Source organism: Knoellia remsis, from assembly GCF_003002895.1.
Lineage (GTDB): Bacteria > Actinomycetota > Actinomycetes > Actinomycetales > Dermatophilaceae > Knoellia > Knoellia remsis.
Genome location: NZ_PVTI01000011.1, coordinates 28,035 through 45,556 on the forward strand (window position 1 = coordinate 28,035; position 17,522 = coordinate 45,556).

Annotated in this window: 17 protein-coding genes; 11 read left to right on the forward strand and 6 right to left on the reverse strand. The window is 72.3% G+C overall.

The window, feature by feature from the left end:
• Nucleotides 1-2 precede the first annotated feature (2 nt).
• From rsmG to BCF74_RS08135, 3 genes are all read left to right on the forward strand, one after another.
• The gene (gene rsmG / locus BCF74_RS08125) at nucleotides 3-701 is read left to right on the forward strand and encodes a 16S rRNA (guanine(527)-N(7))-methyltransferase RsmG (RefSeq protein WP_342747559.1); all 699 of its coding nucleotides are present in this window, start codon (nucleotides 3-5) and stop codon (nucleotides 699-701) included.
• A 544-nt stretch (nucleotides 702-1,245) separates the two neighbouring features.
• On the forward strand, nucleotides 1,246-2,289 hold the full coding sequence (locus tag BCF74_RS08130; RefSeq protein WP_106297517.1) for a ParA family protein: 1,044 nt from the start codon (nucleotides 1,246-1,248) through the stop codon (nucleotides 2,287-2,289).
• Nucleotides 2,286-3,407 (forward strand): ParB/RepB/Spo0J family partition protein, encoded by a 1,122-nt coding sequence (locus BCF74_RS08135; protein WP_106297459.1) that lies wholly within the window; start codon nucleotides 2,286-2,288, stop codon nucleotides 3,405-3,407. Before BCF74_RS08130 ends, BCF74_RS08135 begins: the two co-directional genes overlap by 4 nt.
• Before the next feature lie 350 nt (nucleotides 3,408-3,757).
• Here BCF74_RS08135 and trxA read toward each other — a convergent pair whose 3' ends face one another.
• From trxA to BCF74_RS08165, 6 genes are all read right to left on the reverse strand, one after another.
• Nucleotides 3,758-4,093: a thioredoxin gene (gene trxA / locus BCF74_RS08140; protein ID WP_106297460.1), complete on the reverse strand. Its 336-nt coding sequence runs from the start codon at nucleotides 4,091-4,093 to the stop codon at nucleotides 3,758-3,760.
• A gap of 112 nt (nucleotides 4,094-4,205) precedes the next feature.
• Nucleotides 4,206-5,204 (reverse strand): thioredoxin-disulfide reductase, encoded by a 999-nt coding sequence (trxB, locus tag BCF74_RS08145; RefSeq protein WP_425432811.1) that lies wholly within the window; start codon nucleotides 5,202-5,204, stop codon nucleotides 4,206-4,208.
• 112 nt (nucleotides 5,205-5,316) lie between these two features.
• Entirely contained in the window at nucleotides 5,317-6,129 is an 813-nt protein-coding gene (locus BCF74_RS08150; protein WP_146132904.1) for a hypothetical protein, read from the reverse strand.
• Between the two features lie 100 nt (nucleotides 6,130-6,229).
• Nucleotides 6,230-6,817 (reverse strand): RNA polymerase sigma factor SigM, encoded by a 588-nt coding sequence (gene sigM / locus BCF74_RS08155; protein WP_106297462.1) that lies wholly within the window; start codon nucleotides 6,815-6,817, stop codon nucleotides 6,230-6,232.
• 29 nt (nucleotides 6,818-6,846) lie between these two features.
• Nucleotides 6,847-9,189 carry a protein kinase family protein gene (locus BCF74_RS08160; RefSeq protein ID WP_106297463.1) on the reverse strand — a complete coding sequence of 781 codons (2,343 nt, stop codon included), beginning with the start codon at nucleotides 9,187-9,189 and terminating at the stop codon, nucleotides 6,847-6,849.
• Between the two features lie 64 nt (nucleotides 9,190-9,253).
• Entirely contained in the window at nucleotides 9,254-9,736 is a 483-nt protein-coding gene (locus BCF74_RS08165; RefSeq protein WP_106297464.1) for an NUDIX hydrolase, read from the reverse strand.
• 163 nt (nucleotides 9,737-9,899) lie between these two features.
• Between BCF74_RS08165 and BCF74_RS08170 the strand changes: the two genes are divergently transcribed.
• From BCF74_RS08170 to BCF74_RS08205, 8 genes are all read left to right on the forward strand, one after another.
• Nucleotides 9,900-11,345: a CCA tRNA nucleotidyltransferase gene (locus BCF74_RS08170; protein WP_106297465.1), complete on the forward strand. Its 1,446-nt coding sequence runs from the start codon at nucleotides 9,900-9,902 to the stop codon at nucleotides 11,343-11,345.
• Between the two features lie 59 nt (nucleotides 11,346-11,404).
• Entirely contained in the window at nucleotides 11,405-12,394 is a 990-nt protein-coding gene (locus tag BCF74_RS08175) for an ABC transporter substrate-binding protein (protein WP_218279228.1), read from the forward strand.
• Between the two features lie 95 nt (nucleotides 12,395-12,489).
• Complete coding sequence (locus BCF74_RS08180) at nucleotides 12,490-13,464, forward strand: FecCD family ABC transporter permease (RefSeq protein ID WP_106297466.1); 975 nt, start codon at nucleotides 12,490-12,492, stop codon at nucleotides 13,462-13,464.
• Complete coding sequence (locus BCF74_RS08185) at nucleotides 13,461-14,537, forward strand: FecCD family ABC transporter permease (protein ID WP_245889270.1); 1,077 nt, start codon at nucleotides 13,461-13,463, stop codon at nucleotides 14,535-14,537. The genes BCF74_RS08180 and BCF74_RS08185 overlap by 4 nt, the downstream gene beginning before the upstream one ends.
• A complete protein-coding gene (locus BCF74_RS08190) occupies nucleotides 14,534-15,355 on the forward strand; it encodes an ABC transporter ATP-binding protein (protein ID WP_106297468.1) in 822 nt (273 codons plus the stop codon). The genes BCF74_RS08185 and BCF74_RS08190 overlap by 4 nt, the downstream gene beginning before the upstream one ends.
• Before the next feature lie 50 nt (nucleotides 15,356-15,405).
• On the forward strand, nucleotides 15,406-16,035 hold the full coding sequence (locus BCF74_RS08195) for a hypothetical protein (protein WP_106297469.1): 630 nt from the start codon (nucleotides 15,406-15,408) through the stop codon (nucleotides 16,033-16,035).
• Nucleotides 16,036-16,208: 173 nt separating this feature from the next.
• Nucleotides 16,209-16,700, forward strand: coding sequence for a hypothetical protein (locus BCF74_RS08200; RefSeq protein WP_106297470.1), 492 nt, complete (start codon nucleotides 16,209-16,211; stop codon nucleotides 16,698-16,700).
• Nucleotides 16,697-17,512 (forward strand): PP2C family protein-serine/threonine phosphatase, encoded by an 816-nt coding sequence (locus BCF74_RS08205; protein WP_106297471.1) that lies wholly within the window; start codon nucleotides 16,697-16,699, stop codon nucleotides 17,510-17,512. The genes BCF74_RS08200 and BCF74_RS08205 overlap by 4 nt, the downstream gene beginning before the upstream one ends.
• The last annotated feature ends 10 nt before the right edge of the window (nucleotides 17,513-17,522 follow it).

Consider the following 17,522-nt stretch of genomic DNA (forward strand, 5'->3'; position numbering starts at 1 on the left):
CGGTGACGCCCGACCAGGGCGTCACCGAGCCGCCAGCCGCACCACTGCCCCCCGAGGGCGGGGGTGCGGCTGCGGTCTTTGGCGACCGTATGCCGTCCGCTCACCGTTTCGTCGAGATCCTCGCCGACACGGGTGTGAGCCACGGTCTCATCGGCCCCCGGGAGGTTCCGCGCCTGTGGGAGCGCCACGTCCTCAACTGCGCTGTCATCGAAGACGGCTTCCCGGAGGGCGCCCGCGTCATCGATGTTGGCTCGGGTGCCGGTCTGCCGGGCGTGGCCCTCGCGATCGCCCGCCCGGACCTCGAGCTGCACCTCGTCGAGCCCATGCTCCGCCGCACCGACTGGCTCACCGCGACCGTCAGCGACCTCGGGCTCGACAATGTCACCGTCCACCGGGGTCGTGCCGAGGAGTTCGCCGGCACGCTCTCCGCACCGTGGGTGACCGCTCGAGCCGTCGCCCGCACCGCCAAGCTCGCCCGCTGGTGCGTCCCCCTCCTCACCGACGGCGGCACCCTCGTCGCGATGAAGGGCCGGTCCGCCCAGGAGGAGCTCGACGCCGACCGCCGCGACCTCACCAAGCTCGGCCTCGTGAACGCCACCCTCACCCCACACGGCACCGACGTCCTCGACGAGCCCACGATGACCCTCGATCTCACCTTCCGCAGGAAGCGCACCCCAGCCAAGCCCCGCCGCCAACGCTGACTGGCTCCCGAACCGAACAACCGGTGCGCAAGGTGAGGGACCAACGGGGAGTGACCAAGCGCGAACAGTTCTCGCGGCTCTGAGCCGAGAATCACGGAAGCCGCGCGTCTGCAGGGAGCGACGGTGAGGGTGCGGGGCGCTGGCTGGGTCTGGCGGGAAGCGCGGAGTGCGGTCTACGCGCGCAGCGCGGATGGATAGCGCCGCGCACCCTCACCAGAGCGACCCTCACCCAAGCAAGCGTTTCACGTGAAACATCGAGGCGAGGTTTGGCGTGTTGCCCATGAGTCAGGTTGGATGGGGTGTCCTGATCGTTGATCGTGAGGTGGGCTCCAGAATGGCTGTTGAGACCGAGCGTCGGGTCGTACCCGGGATCGGGTTTCCGGCCCTTCCCGGCTCACCGACTTCACCGCTGGGCTGGCCCGGTGAGGACGGCGTTGTACGTGGCGCCGTTTCACGTGAAACGTCGCCCGATCCAGCTCACGCTGCCGTCGCTGACGGGACAGTGCGCGGCACCACTGTCGGTGCCATCAGCGAGACTGCGAGCGTGAGCGACGAAGGAACTGAGACGGCGGATGTTTCACGTGAAACGGACCCTCCCGCCGCGGCGGGCGATGACGCCGTCGCGGAGTCAGACAAGGCTGCCGACGCCCTCGCGAACGTGACCGTGCGTGACGACGCGGTGCCCGAGACCGACGAGGACACTCCGCTCGCCCGTGCCGTGGCCGAGGATGCTCGCAAGCGCGAGGCCCTCGTCGGACGCGAGCTGCCGCGCCCCGCCGAGACGCGCATTCTCACCGTCGCGAACCAGAAGGGCGGTGTCGGCAAGACCACCACCGCCGTCAACATCGCTGCAGCGCTGGCTCAGGGCGGCGCCACCGTGCTCGTCATCGACCTCGACCCCCAGGGGAACGCGAGTACCGCACTCGGGATCGAGCACCACTCCGAGGTGCCGAGCATCTACGACGTGCTCGTCGACGGTGACCCGCTGAGCACGGTTGTCCAGCCGTGCCCGGACATCGAGGGTCTCTTTTGTGCGCCGGCCACGATCGACCTCGCCGGCGCGGAGATCGAGCTCGTGTCGCTCGTGGCACGAGAGACTCGGCTCAAGAAGGCGATCACGGCCTACACCCAAGAGCTCGCCGAGCAGGGATCGACGCTCGACTACGTGTTCATCGACTGCCCGCCGAGCCTGGGGCTGCTGACGGTGAACGCGTTCGTTGCGGCGGGCGAGGTCTTCATCCCGATCCAGTGCGAGTACTACGCGCTGGAGGGGCTGTCGCAGCTGCTTCGCAACATCGAGCTCATCCGGGACCACCTCAACCCCGCACTGCACGTGTCGACGATCCTGCTCACCATGTATGACGGCCGCACGCGCCTGTCTGCCCAGGTCGCCGACGAGGTGCGCAGCCACTTCGCGGAGCAGACCCTCAAGGCCACCGTGCCCCGGTCGGTGCGCATCTCCGAGGCACCGAGCCACGGCCAGACCGTCATGACCTACGACCCCAACAGCAGCGGCGCCCTCTCCTACCTCGAGGCCGCCTCCGAGATGGCGGCGCTCGGCGCCGAGAAGAGCGAGGACCGTTCATGAGCGACAAGCGACGCGCCCTGGGCCGTGGTCTCGGAGCCCTCATTCCGCCGGGCAGCGGCAGCACCGCGACCCGCCCGACCGACGTGTTCTTCAAGGAGCAGCATCCCGCGAGCGACACCGACGAGTCGCCCGCCGAGAGCGAGTCCGTCCCAGCCGCCGAGCCCTCCACCGGGTCTGTGTCTGCGCCCGGTGAGGACGCATCGTCGCAGGTCAGCGCAACAAACGCTCCCTCCGACGGCGCCACCGACGCCGCCGTGACGAGTGCCGCCCAGAACGACGGGGACGAGCTCGTGCCGGTGCCGGGCGCTCGCTTCGCCGACGTCCCGCTCGACGCGATCCGGCCCAACCCGCGACAGCCGCGGACGGTCTTCGACGAGGACGAGCTGGCCGAGCTCGTGCACAGTGTCCGCGAGGTCGGCGTGATGCAGCCGATCGTCGTCCGGCCCGTCCCCGCAGACGCCACCGACGTGCCCGAGGGCGTCGAGTTCGAGCTCATCATGGGTGAGCGTCGCTGGCGCGCCAGCCGTGAGGCCGGCAAGGAGTCGATCCCGGCGATCGTCAAGGACACCGAGGACGACGACCTCCTGCGGGACGCGCTCCTCGAGAACCTGCACCGCAGCCAGCTCAACGCCCTCGAGGAGGCGGCGGCCTACCAGCAGCTGCTCGACGACTTCGGCTGCACCCAGGACGAGCTCGCCACGCGCATCGGCCGCTCCCGCCCGCAGATCAGCAACACGCTGCGCCTGCTCAAGCTGCCGCCGCTCGTCGCCCGCCGGGTCGCCGCCGGCGTCCTCTCCGCCGGTCACGCTCGTGCCCTTCTCGGCCTCCCCGACGGCGCCGCCATGGAGCGTCTCGCCCAGCGCATCGTCGCCGAGGGCCTCTCCGTCCGCTCCGTCGAGGAGATCGTCACCCTCGGCGGCGACGACCCCAAGCCGTCCACCCGCCGTCCCCGCGCCGGCGGCCGACACCCCCAGCTCGACGACCTCGCCGCCGGTCTCTCCGACCGTCTCGAAACCCGCGTCGGCATCACCCTGGGCAAGAACCGCGGCAAGGTCACGATTGACTTCGCCTCCGTCGAGGACCTCAACCGCATCCTCGACGCCATGAACCTCCGCTAAGGCCCGGACGACGAGCCGCACCACGAACCCGCAAGACACCAGGGTTCCGCGGGCGACCCGGCCGTGAACCACACGGTGGGCGACGGCGGCCACAGAGCCAGCGCCGCAGTGAGGTGCGCCGCGCGACGCTGGCTGGGTCTGGCGGGAGACGCGAGTGCGTTCTACGCGCGAGCGGCGGATGGATAGCGTCGCGCGGCCTACCTCACGGAGGTGTGACGCCATCCCACCTCGCGGAGGCGCGCTGGAAACGAAGCCGAGACAACGAAAACTCTTGCGAGACAACGCAGTTCGCGCACACGACGAAGCCCCGGCCAAGTGACCGGGGCTTCGTTGATGCGCGAGGAGTCGCGTCAGTTGATGAAGGGCTCGAGCTCGCGGAGCAGCTTCGGCTTCGGCATGGCACCGACGATCGTCTTGACGATCTCGCCGTCCTTGTAGACGTGCATCGTCGGGATGGAGGTGATGCCGAGGCGACCGGTCACCTGGGGGTTCTCGTCGGTGTTGAGCTTGACGACATCGAGCTTGTCGGAGTGGTCGCGGGCGATCTCCTCGAGCACGGGCGCGATGGCCTTGCACGGGCCGCACCACGGAGCCCAGAAGTCGACGAGGGTGACCTTGCCGTTCTTGAGGACGTCGGCCTCGAAGGACGCGTCGTCGGTCGTGCGGGTTGCGGTGTCGGTAGCCATGGTGGGTCCTTTCGGCGGGGGGCTGCTCCGGGGTCGAGGCAGTCAGTCTGGTGGTCGGGTCGGACAGTCGGGTCGGACAGGGTCGTGAAGCCGGCGGTCGGTGACCGGCGGATCAGGGTGCGATGAGCGCGGCGTCCGGGGCCGGCATACCGGCCTGCTCGTGCGCGGCGAGGAAGCGCTCGGCGTCGAGCGCCGCGGCGCAACCGGAACCGGCGGCGGTGATGGCCTGCCGGTACGTGTGGTCGACGAGGTCGCCGCAGGCGAAGACGCCGGGGATGTTCGTCAGCGTCGAGCGGCCCTGGACGAGGACGTAGCCCTCCGGGTCGAGGTCGACGACACCCCGGACGAGCTCGTTGCGCGGGTCGTGGCCGATGGCGATGAACAGACCGGACACAGGCAGGTCCGACTCGGCGCCGGTCACGGTGTCACGCAGCGTCACCGAGGTGAGCTTGTCGCCGCCGTGGATGCCGACGACCTCGCTGTTCCACGCGAACCGGATCTTGTCGTTGGTGAGGGCACGCTCGGCCATGATCTTGCTCGCGCGCAGCTCGTCGCGACGGTGGATGATCGTCACCGAGCGGGCGAACTTCGTGAGGAAGGTGGCCTCCTCGACGGCGGAGTCGCCGCCGCCGACGACGGCGATGTCCTGGTCACGGAAGAAGAACCCGTCGCACGTCGCACACCAGGAGACCCCGTGGCCGGAGAGGCGCTTCTCGTCAGGGAGCCCGAGCTCGCGGTAGGCCGAGCCCATGGCGAGGATGACCGAGCGGGCGCGCCACGTGCGGCCCTCGCCGTCGACGACGCTCTTGATCTCGCCGTCGAGGGAGACCGACGTGACGTCGTCAGTGATCAGCTCGGCGCCGAACCGCTCGGCCTGGGCGCGCATCTGCTCCATGAGGTCGGGCCCCATGATCCCGTCCTTGAAGCCCGGGAAGTTCTCGACCTCGGTGGTGTTCATGAGGGCTCCGCCGGCGGTGACGGCCCCCTCGAAGACGACCGGGCGAAGGTTCGCTCGGGCGGCATACACGGCCGCGGTGTACCCGGCCGGGCCGGAACCGATGATGATGACGTCACGCACTTCTTGCGTGTCTGTCGCGGAGCTCACGAACACCGTCCCTAGTGGCTGTCATGGCGGACCACCGCAACATACGGTGGTCCGTGGGGGTCTTGGCTACAACCGATCCTAGGCGGTCGGTGTTCCCGGAGCGCGGCGTGACCCGCGGTCAGGGCAGCGCGATCGGTCCGGCGAGCAACGCCGGGTCGCCGGTCGTGCAGCGGCGTTCCACGGCGTATGCCGTCCGCGCGCCTCCCGCGGTCACGACGAGGACCGCGGCGGGGGCTCCGTCGACGTTCCCGAGGTCGACCTGTGCGCCGGTCGCGGCGGGCAGGCCGAGCGCCTCGAGGCAGGAGCGCACGCCGATCTCGGTGCCGATGGGGCCGATGGCCGGGGACTCGGCGGCGAGTGGACGGGTCGGCGACGCGGACTCGTCACCCGGGTCGGGGACCTGGGTGGCCAGTCGGGCCGAGTCGTAGTCCCGCCCGGACATGCGCACGACGACCGGCCCCTCGTCAGGGGCGGAACCCATGGCAGGAGCACCGTCCTGCTCCTCGAAGGACTTCGCGCTCTCCCGCGACATCGTGCCGGTGCTCGACTCGGCGCTGTCGGCACCGGAGGACGCGGCATCGAGGGACGGGCCGCCGCCGACGAGCCCGAGCGGACCGGCGAGCAGGACTCCACCGAGCACGAGGGCCACCGCCGCGACGGCCGCGACGGGCGCGAACCGTGCCCACCCGGAGCGAGGCGTCCCGGACGCGCCGGACCCGGCCTGCGCACTGCCTTCGGAACCCCACTCCTCGGGGGCGGGCAGGTCGGCGAGGCGCGACTGGATCCGAGCCACGAGGTCGTCCGGCATGGGCCCGGGGTCGGGCAGCGAGCGCAGCAGCTCGCGCATGCCCGTGGGGTCTCGTTCCTCAGGGCCGGGACCGCCGGGCCGGGGACCGATGGGGCCACCGGGGTCGGACGTCGGACCGGTCATGAGCGCTCACCTCCCTCGAGGGCGTGTCGTGGTGCGGGTCCGGGCACGGTCAGCCGCGCCGGGACCGGGGGATGGACACGGGGGTACATGGAGTACGACGTCACGAGAGCCCTTCCGGTTCCCGCGCCGGTCCGGTCCGACCCGGACTGCCCTCACCCAGCAGCTCGGCGAGCGCCGACCGGCCCCGGGCGCACCGCGACTTCACCGTGCCCTCCGCGACCTCGAGGACAGCCGCGGCCTCACTCACCGGCATACCGTGCATGTCGACGAGGACGAGCGCGAGGCGCTGGTGCTCGGGCAGGCGAGCCAGGGCGGCCCACACGTCCAGCGCCGTCTCGGCAGCGTCGTGCCGGTCCAGCGGGTCGACGACGTCGATGTCGGCCGCATCCCCGGCCCGCCGCAGCACGTCGCGCTCGCGGCGCATCCGGTCGAGGCAGGCGTTGACGACGATGCGGTGCAGCCACGTCGAGACCGCCGCGTCCCCGCGGTAGGACCCGGCCCGCCGGAACGCGTTGACGAACCCGTCCTGCACGGCGTCCGCGGCGAGCTCGCGGTCACCGCAGGTCCGCATCGCCACCGCCCACAGCCGGTCCCGGTGGCGCCGGAACAGCTCACCGAAGGCGTCCCGGTCCCCGGCCACGTGGCGCGACACGAGGGCGCGGTCGTCCACGCCCTCGTCGTCGCTCATCTCAGCTCACGTCTCGCGGTCCGGGCACGTCAGTTCGTGACCTCGACCTCGCCGAGGATGGCGCGGTAGCGACCGGTGTCGTCACGGGTGAGGTTGGTGAACCAGACGATGACGTACTGGCCCTGCACGCCGTCCTTCACCGGGAAGGCGACCTCGCCGTCCGCGTCGTTGCGCTCGCCGATCTTCGTGGCGCCGTCGAGGGAGCGCTCGCTGCCGATGTAGACCGCGACGTCGGCGCGGTTGCCGAGGGTGAGCGTGACGTTGCGGGCGACGACGTTGGGGCCGAGGTCGACGACCACGCCGACGCCGTCCTTGAGGCCGCCGAGCTTGGCCGAGTTGTAGCCCTCGGACTGCCACGTCGTCGAGGGGTCACCGTCGAAGACGCGGGGCGCGCGGGTGCCGTTCTCGCGCCCGTCGCCCTGCGGGTCGAACGCGTCCGCCCCGAGGATCTGCAGCGGCTGGCCCGTCGTCGGCGACGGCGAGGCGGACGCCCCCGCCCCCGAGCCGCTGGCCGACGGTGTCGGGGAGACACTGCGCCCGGGAACACCGCCGAAGTCGAGGTCGGTGTTGGACCCGATGCGGGAGACCCCGAAGGCACCGATGATGAGGGCGAGCACGAGGAACGCCCCGACGATCGCGAGCGCCGTGCGGGACTCGTCCTTGGTCAGTGGCTCCGACGGCACGAGGGGGGCAGGTGCCTCGAGGAGCGCCTCGGTCCCCGTGCCGGGCCGGACCTGCTCGCCCTCCTGGGTGAGGCCGGGGGCGTTGGGTGCGGTGATGCGCTCGTGGAAGCCGCGTCGCTCGGCCGCCCGTTCTGCGGCGCGCTCGCTCACCTGGCGGCTCACCGAGCCGACCCGGGAGCCGAACCGGCTCACCGCACCGGCGACCGCCGAGCCCGCGCCGGCCATGGCTGCGCTCGCAGCGGATGCCGCTGCTGCGGCGCTCGCGGCCGCGGAGGGGCCGGAGCGCTCGCCGGTGCCGGCGTCACCGTCCGTCGTGGTCTCGTCGGTGTCGTCGTCCGTATGCCGTCCCGCGCGGGCGGTGCCCGTCTCACCGTCGCCGTCCGGCGAGGGGTGCGACGCCGTGTCCCGGACCACCGGCAGGACGGCGGTGCCGCTGTCGCCGGCAGAGTCCGACGGCTCCGACGGCTCGGACGGGTCCGTGGTCCTGGAGGTGCCCGCGGTGCCCGCGCCACCCGCGCCACCCGCAGCGCTCGTGGCCCGTGCGGCACCAGCGGTGTCGCGGCGCAGCGGGATGGCCTCGGTCACCGCGACGTCGGACGCGGGTTCGGCGGTGCCGATCTCGTCACGTGGCGTCGTGTCGACCTCGGCCTCGGTCTGGGCGTTCGTCGTGGACCCGGCGGCGGTCGACGGCGCGTCGCCGGTCGGTCGGCGCAGCACGCGCGTGGGCGACTCGTCGGCCTCCCAGTCGGGGTCGTCGACCGACACGTCGTCATCGTCGCGCGCCGGGGTAGTGAGCGCCGGGGTGCTGAGCGCGGCCGGGGTGATCTTCGAGGGGACGGGCTCGGTCGACGCACTCAACGCGGCGGGGATGCGCGGGTCGGTGTCGTCGCTGACGCCGAGACCGGTGCCGGCGATCGTCGAGCGGCCGGCCACCTGGCGCGACGGCCACGGCGCGATCTGGCGGGCGAAGTCACCCGGCGAGGTCGGACCCTGGTCGTCACCGAGAGTGAGCCGACACAGCGCGTCGAGGTCACGCGGCACGCCGGCCGCGATCTCGGACGGTGCGGGCACACCACCGAGGATGCGCGGCGCCGCCCCGAGCGAGGTCTCCCCGGCGCCCGGCCACAGACCGGTCAGGCCGGCATACGTCAAGGAGACGACGCCGATGGCGTCGCGCCGCGACGCCTCCTCGGACTCGAGGTCGTCGACCTCGGCGAGCGCCGCCGCGGTCGCCACCCCACGGAGACGGACGTCACCGTCGATGGTGCGGAACACGTCCTCGGGGCGCAGGTCGAGGTGGTGCAGGCCCCGCTGGCGGGCGGCCTCGAGACCGGTCGCGACCTCGCCGACGATGCGGCGGACCTCGTCCGCGGGCAGTCCACCGTCGTGCACGAGCTGGGCGAGCGAGCGACTCTGGCTGGTGTCGGCCTCGACGACGAAGGCGACGCCGCGCTCGCGGCCGACGTCGAGCACCCGCTGCAACGTCGCCGTGTCGAGCCCTGCGGCGCGACGAGCGGAGTCGAGGACGGCGCTCGTGCGCGGGTCACTCTCGGGCAGGCAGAGGATGACGACGGGGCGACCGAGGGTCGTGTCGTCGGCGGTCCACCGCTCGAAGCCACGCCGCTTCTCGATCCTGCGTGAGGTGGTGTACCGCCCGTCGAGGGTGGTTCCGGGTCCGACGCCCTCCAACAGGTGCCCCTTCCGCTGAGATGGTGGCGCCCATCCTAGGTCGGTTGAGGCCGCACACGCCGGGTCAGTCCCCGGCGAGCCGCTGCCAGGCCAGGCGGGCGATGCGCCGCTCGTTGGGGAAGGTCAGGTGGCGGTGGGCGTCGCGCAGCGGGAGCCACGCGACGTCGATGGCCTCCTGGTCGGGGTCGTTCTCGATGGTGAGGTCGCCACCGACGGCCTCGAGGAGGTAGTGGTGCACGTACTTGTGGATGCGCCGGTCGCCCACGGCGAACCAGTAGTCGATGGTGCCGAGCTCGATGAGCACGCGCCCTTCGATACCGGTCTCCTCGGCGACCTCGCGCGCTGCGGTCTGCGGCAGGGTCTCGGCGCCCTCGATGTGCCCCTTGGGCAGGCACCACTCGACCCGACCGGCGCGGTTGCGGCGGGCGATGACCGCGATCCGGGCCTGCCCGTCGTGGACGTCGACGACGATGCCGCCGGCGGAACGCTCCTCGACCGCGGGGAGCCGCCGGGGGACCCGGGGCGGCTCTGCTGCGGCGTGACTCACCCTGTCACTGTAACCACGAGGGGTGCGACGGCGTCTGCGCCGACGGCGCGCTCCCGCGCTCGTGGCGACGGCGCTCGCGCGCGGGTTCGCAACGCGTCGGTCCCGGTGGTGCCGCGCCCTATCCTTGGTGCCCGTGCCTGACCCCTCGCCCTCCGACGCCCTCATGGAGCAGGCCGTCGCGCGGCTCGCCCCCGTCCTTCCCGTCCTGACCGACCTCGGCCGCCGGTTCGAGGCGGCGGGACACGAGCTCGCCCTCGTCGGCGGACCGGTGCGTGACCTCTTCCTCGACCGGACCCCGAGCGACCTCGACTTCACCACGAGCGCCTCCCCGGACGAGACCGAGGCGATCCTCGCGGAGTGGGGCACGGCGACGTGGGACATGGGTCGCGACTTCGGCACCATAGGCGCCCGCCGCCGCGTCGACGGCGAGGAGACGATCGTCGAGATCACGACCTATCGCGCCGACGCCTACGACGGCGTGACCCGCAAGCCCGTCGTCGCCTTCGGCGACTCGCTCGAGGACGACCTCGTCCGCCGTGACTTCACCGTCAACGCGATGGCGCTGCGGCTCCCGACGCTGGAGTTCGTCGACCCGTATGCCGGCCTGCGCGACCTCGCGGAGGGCGTCCTGCGGACGCCGTCCCCGCCGGAGGTGAGCTTCGGCGACGACCCACTGCGGATGATGCGGGCGGTCCGGTTCGTCGCCCAGCTCGGGCTCGCGCCCGCGCCCGAGGTCCTTGCGGCGATGTCGGACATGGCGGCCTCGATCGAGATCGTCTCCGCCGAACGGGTGCGCGACGAGCTCGTCAAGCTCCTCCTCGCACCCCGGCCCCGCGCGGGACTGGAGCTGCTCACCGAAAGCGGGCTCGCGGCATACGTCATCCCCGAGCTGCCAGCCCTCCAGCTCGAGATCGACGAGCACCACCGGCACAAGGATGTCTACCGGCACTCGCTCACCGTGCTCGACCAGGCCATCGCCCTCGAGGGTCCGGCGGACGGACCGGAGGAGTCGGTGCCCGGCCCGGACCTCGTGCTGCGCCTCGCGGCCCTGCTGCACGACATCGGCAAGCCGGCGACGCGACGCTTCGAGCCCGGGGGCGGGGTGAGCTTCCACCACCACGAGGTCGTGGGCGCGAAGCTCACCGCGAAGCGGCTCAAGGCGCTGCGGTTCGACAAGGACACCGTCAAGGCGGTGTCGCGGCTCGTCGAGCTGCACCTGCGCTTCCACGGCTACGGCGACGGGGCGTGGACCGACTCGGCGGTGCGGCGCTACGTCACCGACGCGGGGCCGCTGCTGCAGCGCCTGCACCGGCTCACCCGCTCGGACTCGACGACCCGCAACGTCCGCAAGGCGCAGCGCCTCTCCCGCAGCTACGACGAGCTCGAGGCCCGCATCGACCGGCTCCTCGAGCAGGAGGAGCTGGGCAAGGTGCGTCCCGAGCTCGACGGCAACGAGATCGCGCAGGTGCTCGGGATCGCGCCGGGGCCGGTGCTGGGCCGGGCCTACAAGCACCTCCTGGCCGTGCGGCTGGACGAGGGCCCGATCGGCAAGGATGCGGCCACGGAGCGGCTGCTCGCATGGTGGGCAGAGCAGCCGGAGAGTGGTTGACCCGACGTAGTGTCAACCCCCGGTGAGGGGCCTACTTGGGTTAGGTTAGCCTAACCTTCGTGATTATCTCCCTCCTCTCCCGCTCCCGATCCACCTCTCGACCTGCCCTCACGGCGGCCGCCGCCGCGGCCGCGGTCGTCGCCCTCGCCGGCTGTGGCAGCCCGGAACAGCAGGCGTCCGCCGCAGCGCCCCAGTCCGGCGAGAGCCGCACCGTCACGACGATGCTCGGCGAGGTGACCGTCCCGGCGACGATCGACAAGGTCGTCGTGCTCGAGGGCCGGCGTGACCTCGACATCGCCCTGTCCCTGGGCCTCCCCGTCACCGGGGTGGCGGCCATGCAGCCCGGCGAGATGGACCTGCCGGCGCCGATCCCGGCGAAGCTCACGGCTGGGGCCAAGGAGCTCTTCCTGCGCGGCCAGGTCAACCTCGAGGCGATCGCCGCCGCCGCGCCCGACGTCATCATCAGCCGGTTCTCCGACGTCGAGCCGATCCGCGCCGAGCTCTCCGCCATCGCGCCCGTCCTCGTCGTGGGTGACCAGGACACGTCGACCTGGCAGGACGACCTGCGCCTCGTCGCGAAGGCGACCGGTCGGGAGGACCGCGCGACCGAGCTCATCACGGCATACGACAACCGCGTGGCCGGCCTCAAGAAGACCTACGCCGACGTCCTGAAGGACAACACCTTCGCTCCGATGAACTACGACCTGGAGAGCGACTCCACCGACACCCGCGCCAAGCGGCTCCTGTCCACCGTCATGACCGACGTCGGAATGAAGCCGTCGGCCGCCTGGACCTCCTCGCTCGACGGCACGAAGGCCGAGTACGGACCGGAGCAGCTCAAGGTCGGCTACGGCGACGCCGACGGCATCGTCGCCATCGTGAGCGAGCCGAAGGCGTGGGCGCAGGTGCAGGCCAAGCCGCTCTTCAAGCAGCTCCCCGCCGTCGCGCAGGGCCACGTGGTCCGCTCGGACCGGCGCACGCACGAGGGCGCGGCGCTCACCGCCGACGCCGCGCTCGACGTGGTCGAGCAGCTGCTCAAGACCTTCTGAGCCTCGTGACGACCTCGACGTTGACGCGGGCAGGGACAGCGGCGGCGACACCGGTGTCGACGCCTGCGTCGGTCCGGTGGAAACCGTTGGTGCTCATGGCGATCGGGGCCTGTGTCCTGTCCGTCGTCCTGAGCCTGTTCGTAGGTGGTCTGGGCCTCGACCCGGCAACCGTCTGGGAGGCGCTGCGCGGATCGGCCGGTGCCGAGGCCGAGGCGGTCGTGCTCGGCCAGCGCGTGCCGCGCACCGTCCTCGGGGTGCTGGGCGGCGCGGCGCTCGCGACCGCCGGGGCCGTGATCCAGGGGCACACCCGCAACCCGCTCGCCGACCCGGGGCTGCTCGGCGTGACGGCTGGCGCGAGCCTCGCCGTCGTCCTCGCCGTGTCCGTGTTCGGGCTCGCCACTCCCGGCGGCTACCTCTGGTTCGCCTTCGGTGGCGCGGCGCTGGGATCGGTCCTCGTGACCGCCCTCGGCCTCGTCACCGGGCGCCGGCGCGACGGCTCACCGGCGGCTCTCGTGCTGGCGGGGGCGGGCATCTCGGCGCTGCTCAGCACGATCACCGGGGTCGTGCTCCTGCTCGACGTCACGACGCTCGACGTCTTCCGGTTCTGGACCGTCGGGTCCCTCACCGGGGGACGCGGGACCGAGGTGATCCTCCCCGTCACGCCGCTGCTGCTCGCCGGCCTGGTGCTCGCCGTGGCCCACGCGCCGACGCTCAACACCCTCTCGCTCGGCGACGACGTCGCCCGCTCCCTCGGCAGCGGCCTGGTGTCGGCGCGGCTCGTCGGCCTCACCGCGGTGACGCTGCTCGTCGGGTCGGCGACGGCGCTCGTCGGGTCGCTGGGCTTCATCGGCCTCATCGCACCGCACGTCGTCCGGCGCTTCAGCGGTCCGGACCACCGGGTCCTGCTCCCGGTGTGCGCCTTCGCCGGCGGCAGCCTCGTCGTCCTCGCCGACGTCGTGGGCCGCATGGTCGTCCGGCCGGCGGAGCTGCCCGTCGGGATCGTCCTCGCCGTCGTCGGCGGACCGATCTTCCTCCTCGTCGTCGTGCGGCTGCTGCGGGGTGCGCGATGAGCGTCCTCCCTGCCCGTATGCCGCGTGGCCGCCGATCGGGCGCCCGGGTGCCGGTGCGCGTGGGCCCGGTGTCCGCGCGCGTCTCGCTCCGCACCGTTCTCGTCTCGGCCCTCGCGGTGGTGACGACCGGCGTCGTCGTGGTCCTCGCCCTGACCGCCGGGGACTACCCGCTCAGTCCCGGCCAGGTCGTCGCGGTACTGCTCGGAGGTGGGGACGCGGGGGCGCGTCTCGTCGTCATCGACCTCCGGCTCGCCCGGGTCGTGCTCGGTCTGCTCGCCGGGGCGATGCTCGGGGTGGCCGGGGCCATCGTCCAGACGACGACCCGCAACGGGCTCGCCAGCCCGGACCTGCTCGGCGTCACGGCCGGTGCCGGTGCCGGTGCCGTGGCCATGCTCGTGCTCACCGGCCCGGGCACCGTCCTCGCGACGCCCGTCGCAGCGCTGCTCGGTGGGCTCGCGGCCGCGGCGCTCGTGGCCTTGTTGTTGAGGTATGCCGGCAGCACCGGCCTGCAGGTGCTCCTCGTCGGCGTGGGCGTGTCGGCGTTCTTCGGAGGGCTGACCAGCTGGCTGCTGCTCGTCGCGAGCATCGACGACCTGGCCCGGGCCAACGTCTGGCTCACCGGGTCGCTGGGTGAGCGCGGCGCCGCCGAGGCGACAGTCCTCGCCGTGACCCTCGCGGTGACGGCCGTCGTCCTCGTGCCGCTGGCCGCCCGGCTGCCCGCGCTCGAGCTCGGTCGTGACGTGGCCGCCGCCCTGGGTCATCGACCGGCGCGAGCCGAGGCCGGGCTGCTCCTGTGTGCCGTGGCGCTGACGTCGGCGACCGTGGCGATGGTCGGCCCCATCGGGTTCGTCGCGCTCGTCGCCCCCCACCTGGCGCGGATGGCCAGCGGAGCGCCTCGCGCGTCACTGGTCGTCTCGGGCCTCGTCGGTGCCGCCGTCGTCACGGCCAGCGACCTCGTGGCCCGGGTCGCCTTCGCCCCCCTGCTCCTGCCGACCGGGGCCGTGACGGCCGCGGTCGGCGCTCCGTTCCTCATCTGGCTGCTCGTCCTCGGGCGGAAGGGATTCACCTCATGACCGCCTTCCACATCGACTCCCTGACCGTGCGGTTCGGGGAGCGCGCCGCACTCGACGACGTCACGCTCACGCTGCCGCGGCACACGGTGACCGCGATCGTCGGCCCGAACGGCTGCGGCAAGTCGACGCTCCTGCGCAGCCTCGCCCGACTCCTCCGCCCGACGCAGGGGCGCGTGCTCCTCGGCGACGAGGACGTCTCGGGGATCGACCGGCGCGACTTCGCGCGCCGGGTGGCGCTGCTGCCGCAAGGACCCCAGGCGCCGGACAACCTCAGCGTCATCGACCTCGTGGCCCGTGGACGCGACCCCTACCGCCGGTGGTTCGACCAGTGGTCGCGGCCGGACGAGGACATCGTCACCGACGCCCTGCGCCGCACCGGGCTGGAGGACGTGGCCGACCGCCCCCTCGAGACGCTGTCCGGCGGGCAGCGGCAACGGGCGTGGGTCGCGCTCGCGCTGGCGCAACGCACCGACATCCTGCTGCTGGACGAGCCGACGACCTACCTCGACCTCGCGCACCAGCTCGACGTCCTCGACACGGTGACCGAGCTGCACCGTCGCGACGGCGTGACGGTGGTGATGGTGCTGCACGACCTGAGCCTTGCCGCGCGGTATGCGGACCACGTCGTCGCGATGCGGTCGGGCGGAGTGGTCGAGGCCGGTCCGGTCGCCGAGGTGATCACCCCGGCGATGCTGCGCGCCGTCTTCGACGTCGAAGCCCAGATCGTGCCCGACCCGGACACCGGCCGGCCGCTCATCGTGCCCCGGGGCGGTGCCCACACCTGGCGTACCGTCACTCAGCCGGTCCCAGTCGGCTGACTCGTGGAAGGGTGTCGAAGGTGTCCCGCACCCGATCCCGACCGGTCCTGATGGCTGAGCGCGGTTCGATGAGGATCGGGGTACTGGTCGGCGGGATCGTCGCTTTCGTCGGGCTGGTGGGGATCGCCGTCATCCTCGGGGTGTTCCTCACGGCAGCGCGCAAGGACAGCGCACCAGCGCTCGCGGTGACCGCGGCATACACGGTCAGCCCCGTCGCGGACGGGACCGAGGTGAGCGTTGTCGTGGAGGCCGTCGAGGGGTTGTTGCCCGAGGAGCTCGAGGTGGCGCCCACCGAGGTCGATCCCCGGTTCCTCAACGAGAGCAACCCGGAGCAGGAGCCGCGCCAGCTCAGCTCACCGGCGCGTCGCACGGACGTCAGGGTGACGCGGCTCTCCGACAGGTCGGCGACGGTCATATACACGCTGACGCCACGCCCGGACGGTCGCCGCACGGTGGTGCTGGGCACCCCGTTCACAGGCACTCGGAGCGAGTTGGTCACGGCGTCCGTCACGGGCGAGGTGATCTCCTGCCTCGTCCCAGTCCGCCGCCAGACGAATGGAAGCGATGTCTGGGCGGCCACGTGCCCCAGCGACGGACCGACGTACAGCTCGGCACCCGACCAGGAGGAGTACATCGCGCTCGCGGCATGGGTGCGCTTGGTCCTCGCAGCCCCGGCGTGACCGAGACCTGGTCGCGGGGTGGAAGCACCCATGTGCCGCGGCGAAGGGTCTCGTGATGGCAGCGATGGGGAGTTCTCCCCATCGCGGCGGCCGGAGGGGCGCGGCTAGGCTGATTCGGATCATGCACGGCGTCGTCGTCGGCGCGTCCCTCGACCCCTTCGGAGGTGGCCCGAATGCCCACGGTGGGCCATCCCAGCGCGCTCAGTCCGCAGCTGCCGCGGATCGAGGTCTCGCTCCCGGACGGATGGGGCGCCGAGCCCGGGGGCGATGCCCTCCTGCGGGCCACCCGCGACACGGGAGGCGCGCAGGCGCCGGTGCTCACGGCATACGTGCACACGTCGCGCGACGAGACCAGTGACCGACTCGTCGACGACCTCGCGAACGCCGCGCACACCCATCCCGACGGCGAGGTCGACCCGACGTTCGAGGTCGAGATCGAGGACCGCACCTGGACCGGGCTCAACGTGTCGTGGGTCGAGGACGGGGACACCGTCTATCTCGTCCACCTCGTCACCGCGCTGCCCGCGGGCGAGGTGACCCAGCACGTGCGGCTCACCGGCCGTGTCGGGGGACCGGACTCCGAGGCGGACTACGACGAGGTGCAGGGCATCCTCGAGACCGTGCGCGTCACGCCGTCCGACGGCGCGAGCGGGACGGCCTCGTGAGCGGGCACTACGCCTCGCTCACCGGCGCAGGGGTGCGCGTCCGCTCCGGCTCGGCGACGCACGTCGGCCGCGTGCGCGACCACAACGAGGACAGCCTCATCGACGAGGGGTTCGTCTGGGCCGTCGCCGACGGGATGGGCGGTCACGCCGCTGGCGAGGTCGCGAGCGGCATCGCGGTGCAGTGCCTCGGTGAGCTCAACACCCGCACCCGCGTGCGGTCCGAGGACGTCGTCGCCCTCATCCGCCGGATGAACACCGCGATCCTGCGCTCCGCGGCCGAGCACCCCGAGCAGACCGGCATGGGCACGACCCTCGCCGGGCTCACCGTCGTCGACGCCGGCGGCGCCGACCACTGGATCGTCTTCAACGTCGGTGACTCGCGCGTCTACCGCTTCCTCGGCAACCGGATGAGCCTCGTCACCCAGGACCACTCCGAGGTCCGCGAGATGGTCGACGCCGGCCTCATCACCGCCGAGGAGGCCCAGCGCCACCCGCTGCGCAACATCATCACCCGATCGCTCGGCACCGACCCGGGCCCGAACGCCGACGTCTGGGTGTTCCCGCCGCACCCCGGGGAGCGGTTCGTCCTGTGCAGCGACGGCCTGTCCAACGAGCTCGACGACCGCACGATCATGGTCGCCCTCCAGAAGTACGACGACCCGCAGACCGCCGCGGACGAGCTGTGCCGGGCGGCGGTCGAGGCGGGCGGACGTGACAACATCAGCGTGGTTGTCGTCGCCTTCGACTCCGACGAGGATGAGGACGACGAAGACGCCGACACGGCCCCGCGCCACACCCTGTTGCCGACCTGAGGACCGAACC

Excerpts from the sequence above, each read along its gene's own strand:
- trxA (WP_106297460.1), bottom strand. The coding sequence starts at position 4,093 with ATGGCTACCGACACCGCAACCCGCACGACCGACGACGCGTCCTTCGAG.
- BCF74_RS08135 (WP_106297459.1), top strand. The coding sequence starts at position 2,286 with ATGAGCGACAAGCGACGCGCCCTGGGCCGTGGTCTCGGAGCCCTCATT.
- BCF74_RS08150 (WP_146132904.1), bottom strand. The coding sequence starts at position 6,129 with ATGACCGGTCCGACGTCCGACCCCGGTGGCCCCATCGGTCCCCGGCCC.
- BCF74_RS08195 (WP_106297469.1), top strand. The coding sequence starts at position 15,406 with ATGGCTGAGCGCGGTTCGATGAGGATCGGGGTACTGGTCGGCGGGATC.
- BCF74_RS08180 (WP_106297466.1), top strand. The coding sequence starts at position 12,490 with ATGGCGATCGGGGCCTGTGTCCTGTCCGTCGTCCTGAGCCTGTTCGTA.
- BCF74_RS08200 (WP_106297470.1), top strand. The coding sequence starts at position 16,209 with ATGCCCACGGTGGGCCATCCCAGCGCGCTCAGTCCGCAGCTGCCGCGG.
- BCF74_RS08190 (WP_106297468.1), top strand. The coding sequence starts at position 14,534 with ATGACCGCCTTCCACATCGACTCCCTGACCGTGCGGTTCGGGGAGCGC.
- BCF74_RS08170 (WP_106297465.1), top strand. The coding sequence starts at position 9,900 with ATGGAGCAGGCCGTCGCGCGGCTCGCCCCCGTCCTTCCCGTCCTGACC.
- BCF74_RS08185 (WP_245889270.1), top strand. The coding sequence starts at position 13,461 with ATGAGCGTCCTCCCTGCCCGTATGCCGCGTGGCCGCCGATCGGGCGCC.
- sigM (WP_106297462.1), bottom strand. The coding sequence starts at position 6,817 with ATGAGCGACGACGAGGGCGTGGACGACCGCGCCCTCGTGTCGCGCCAC.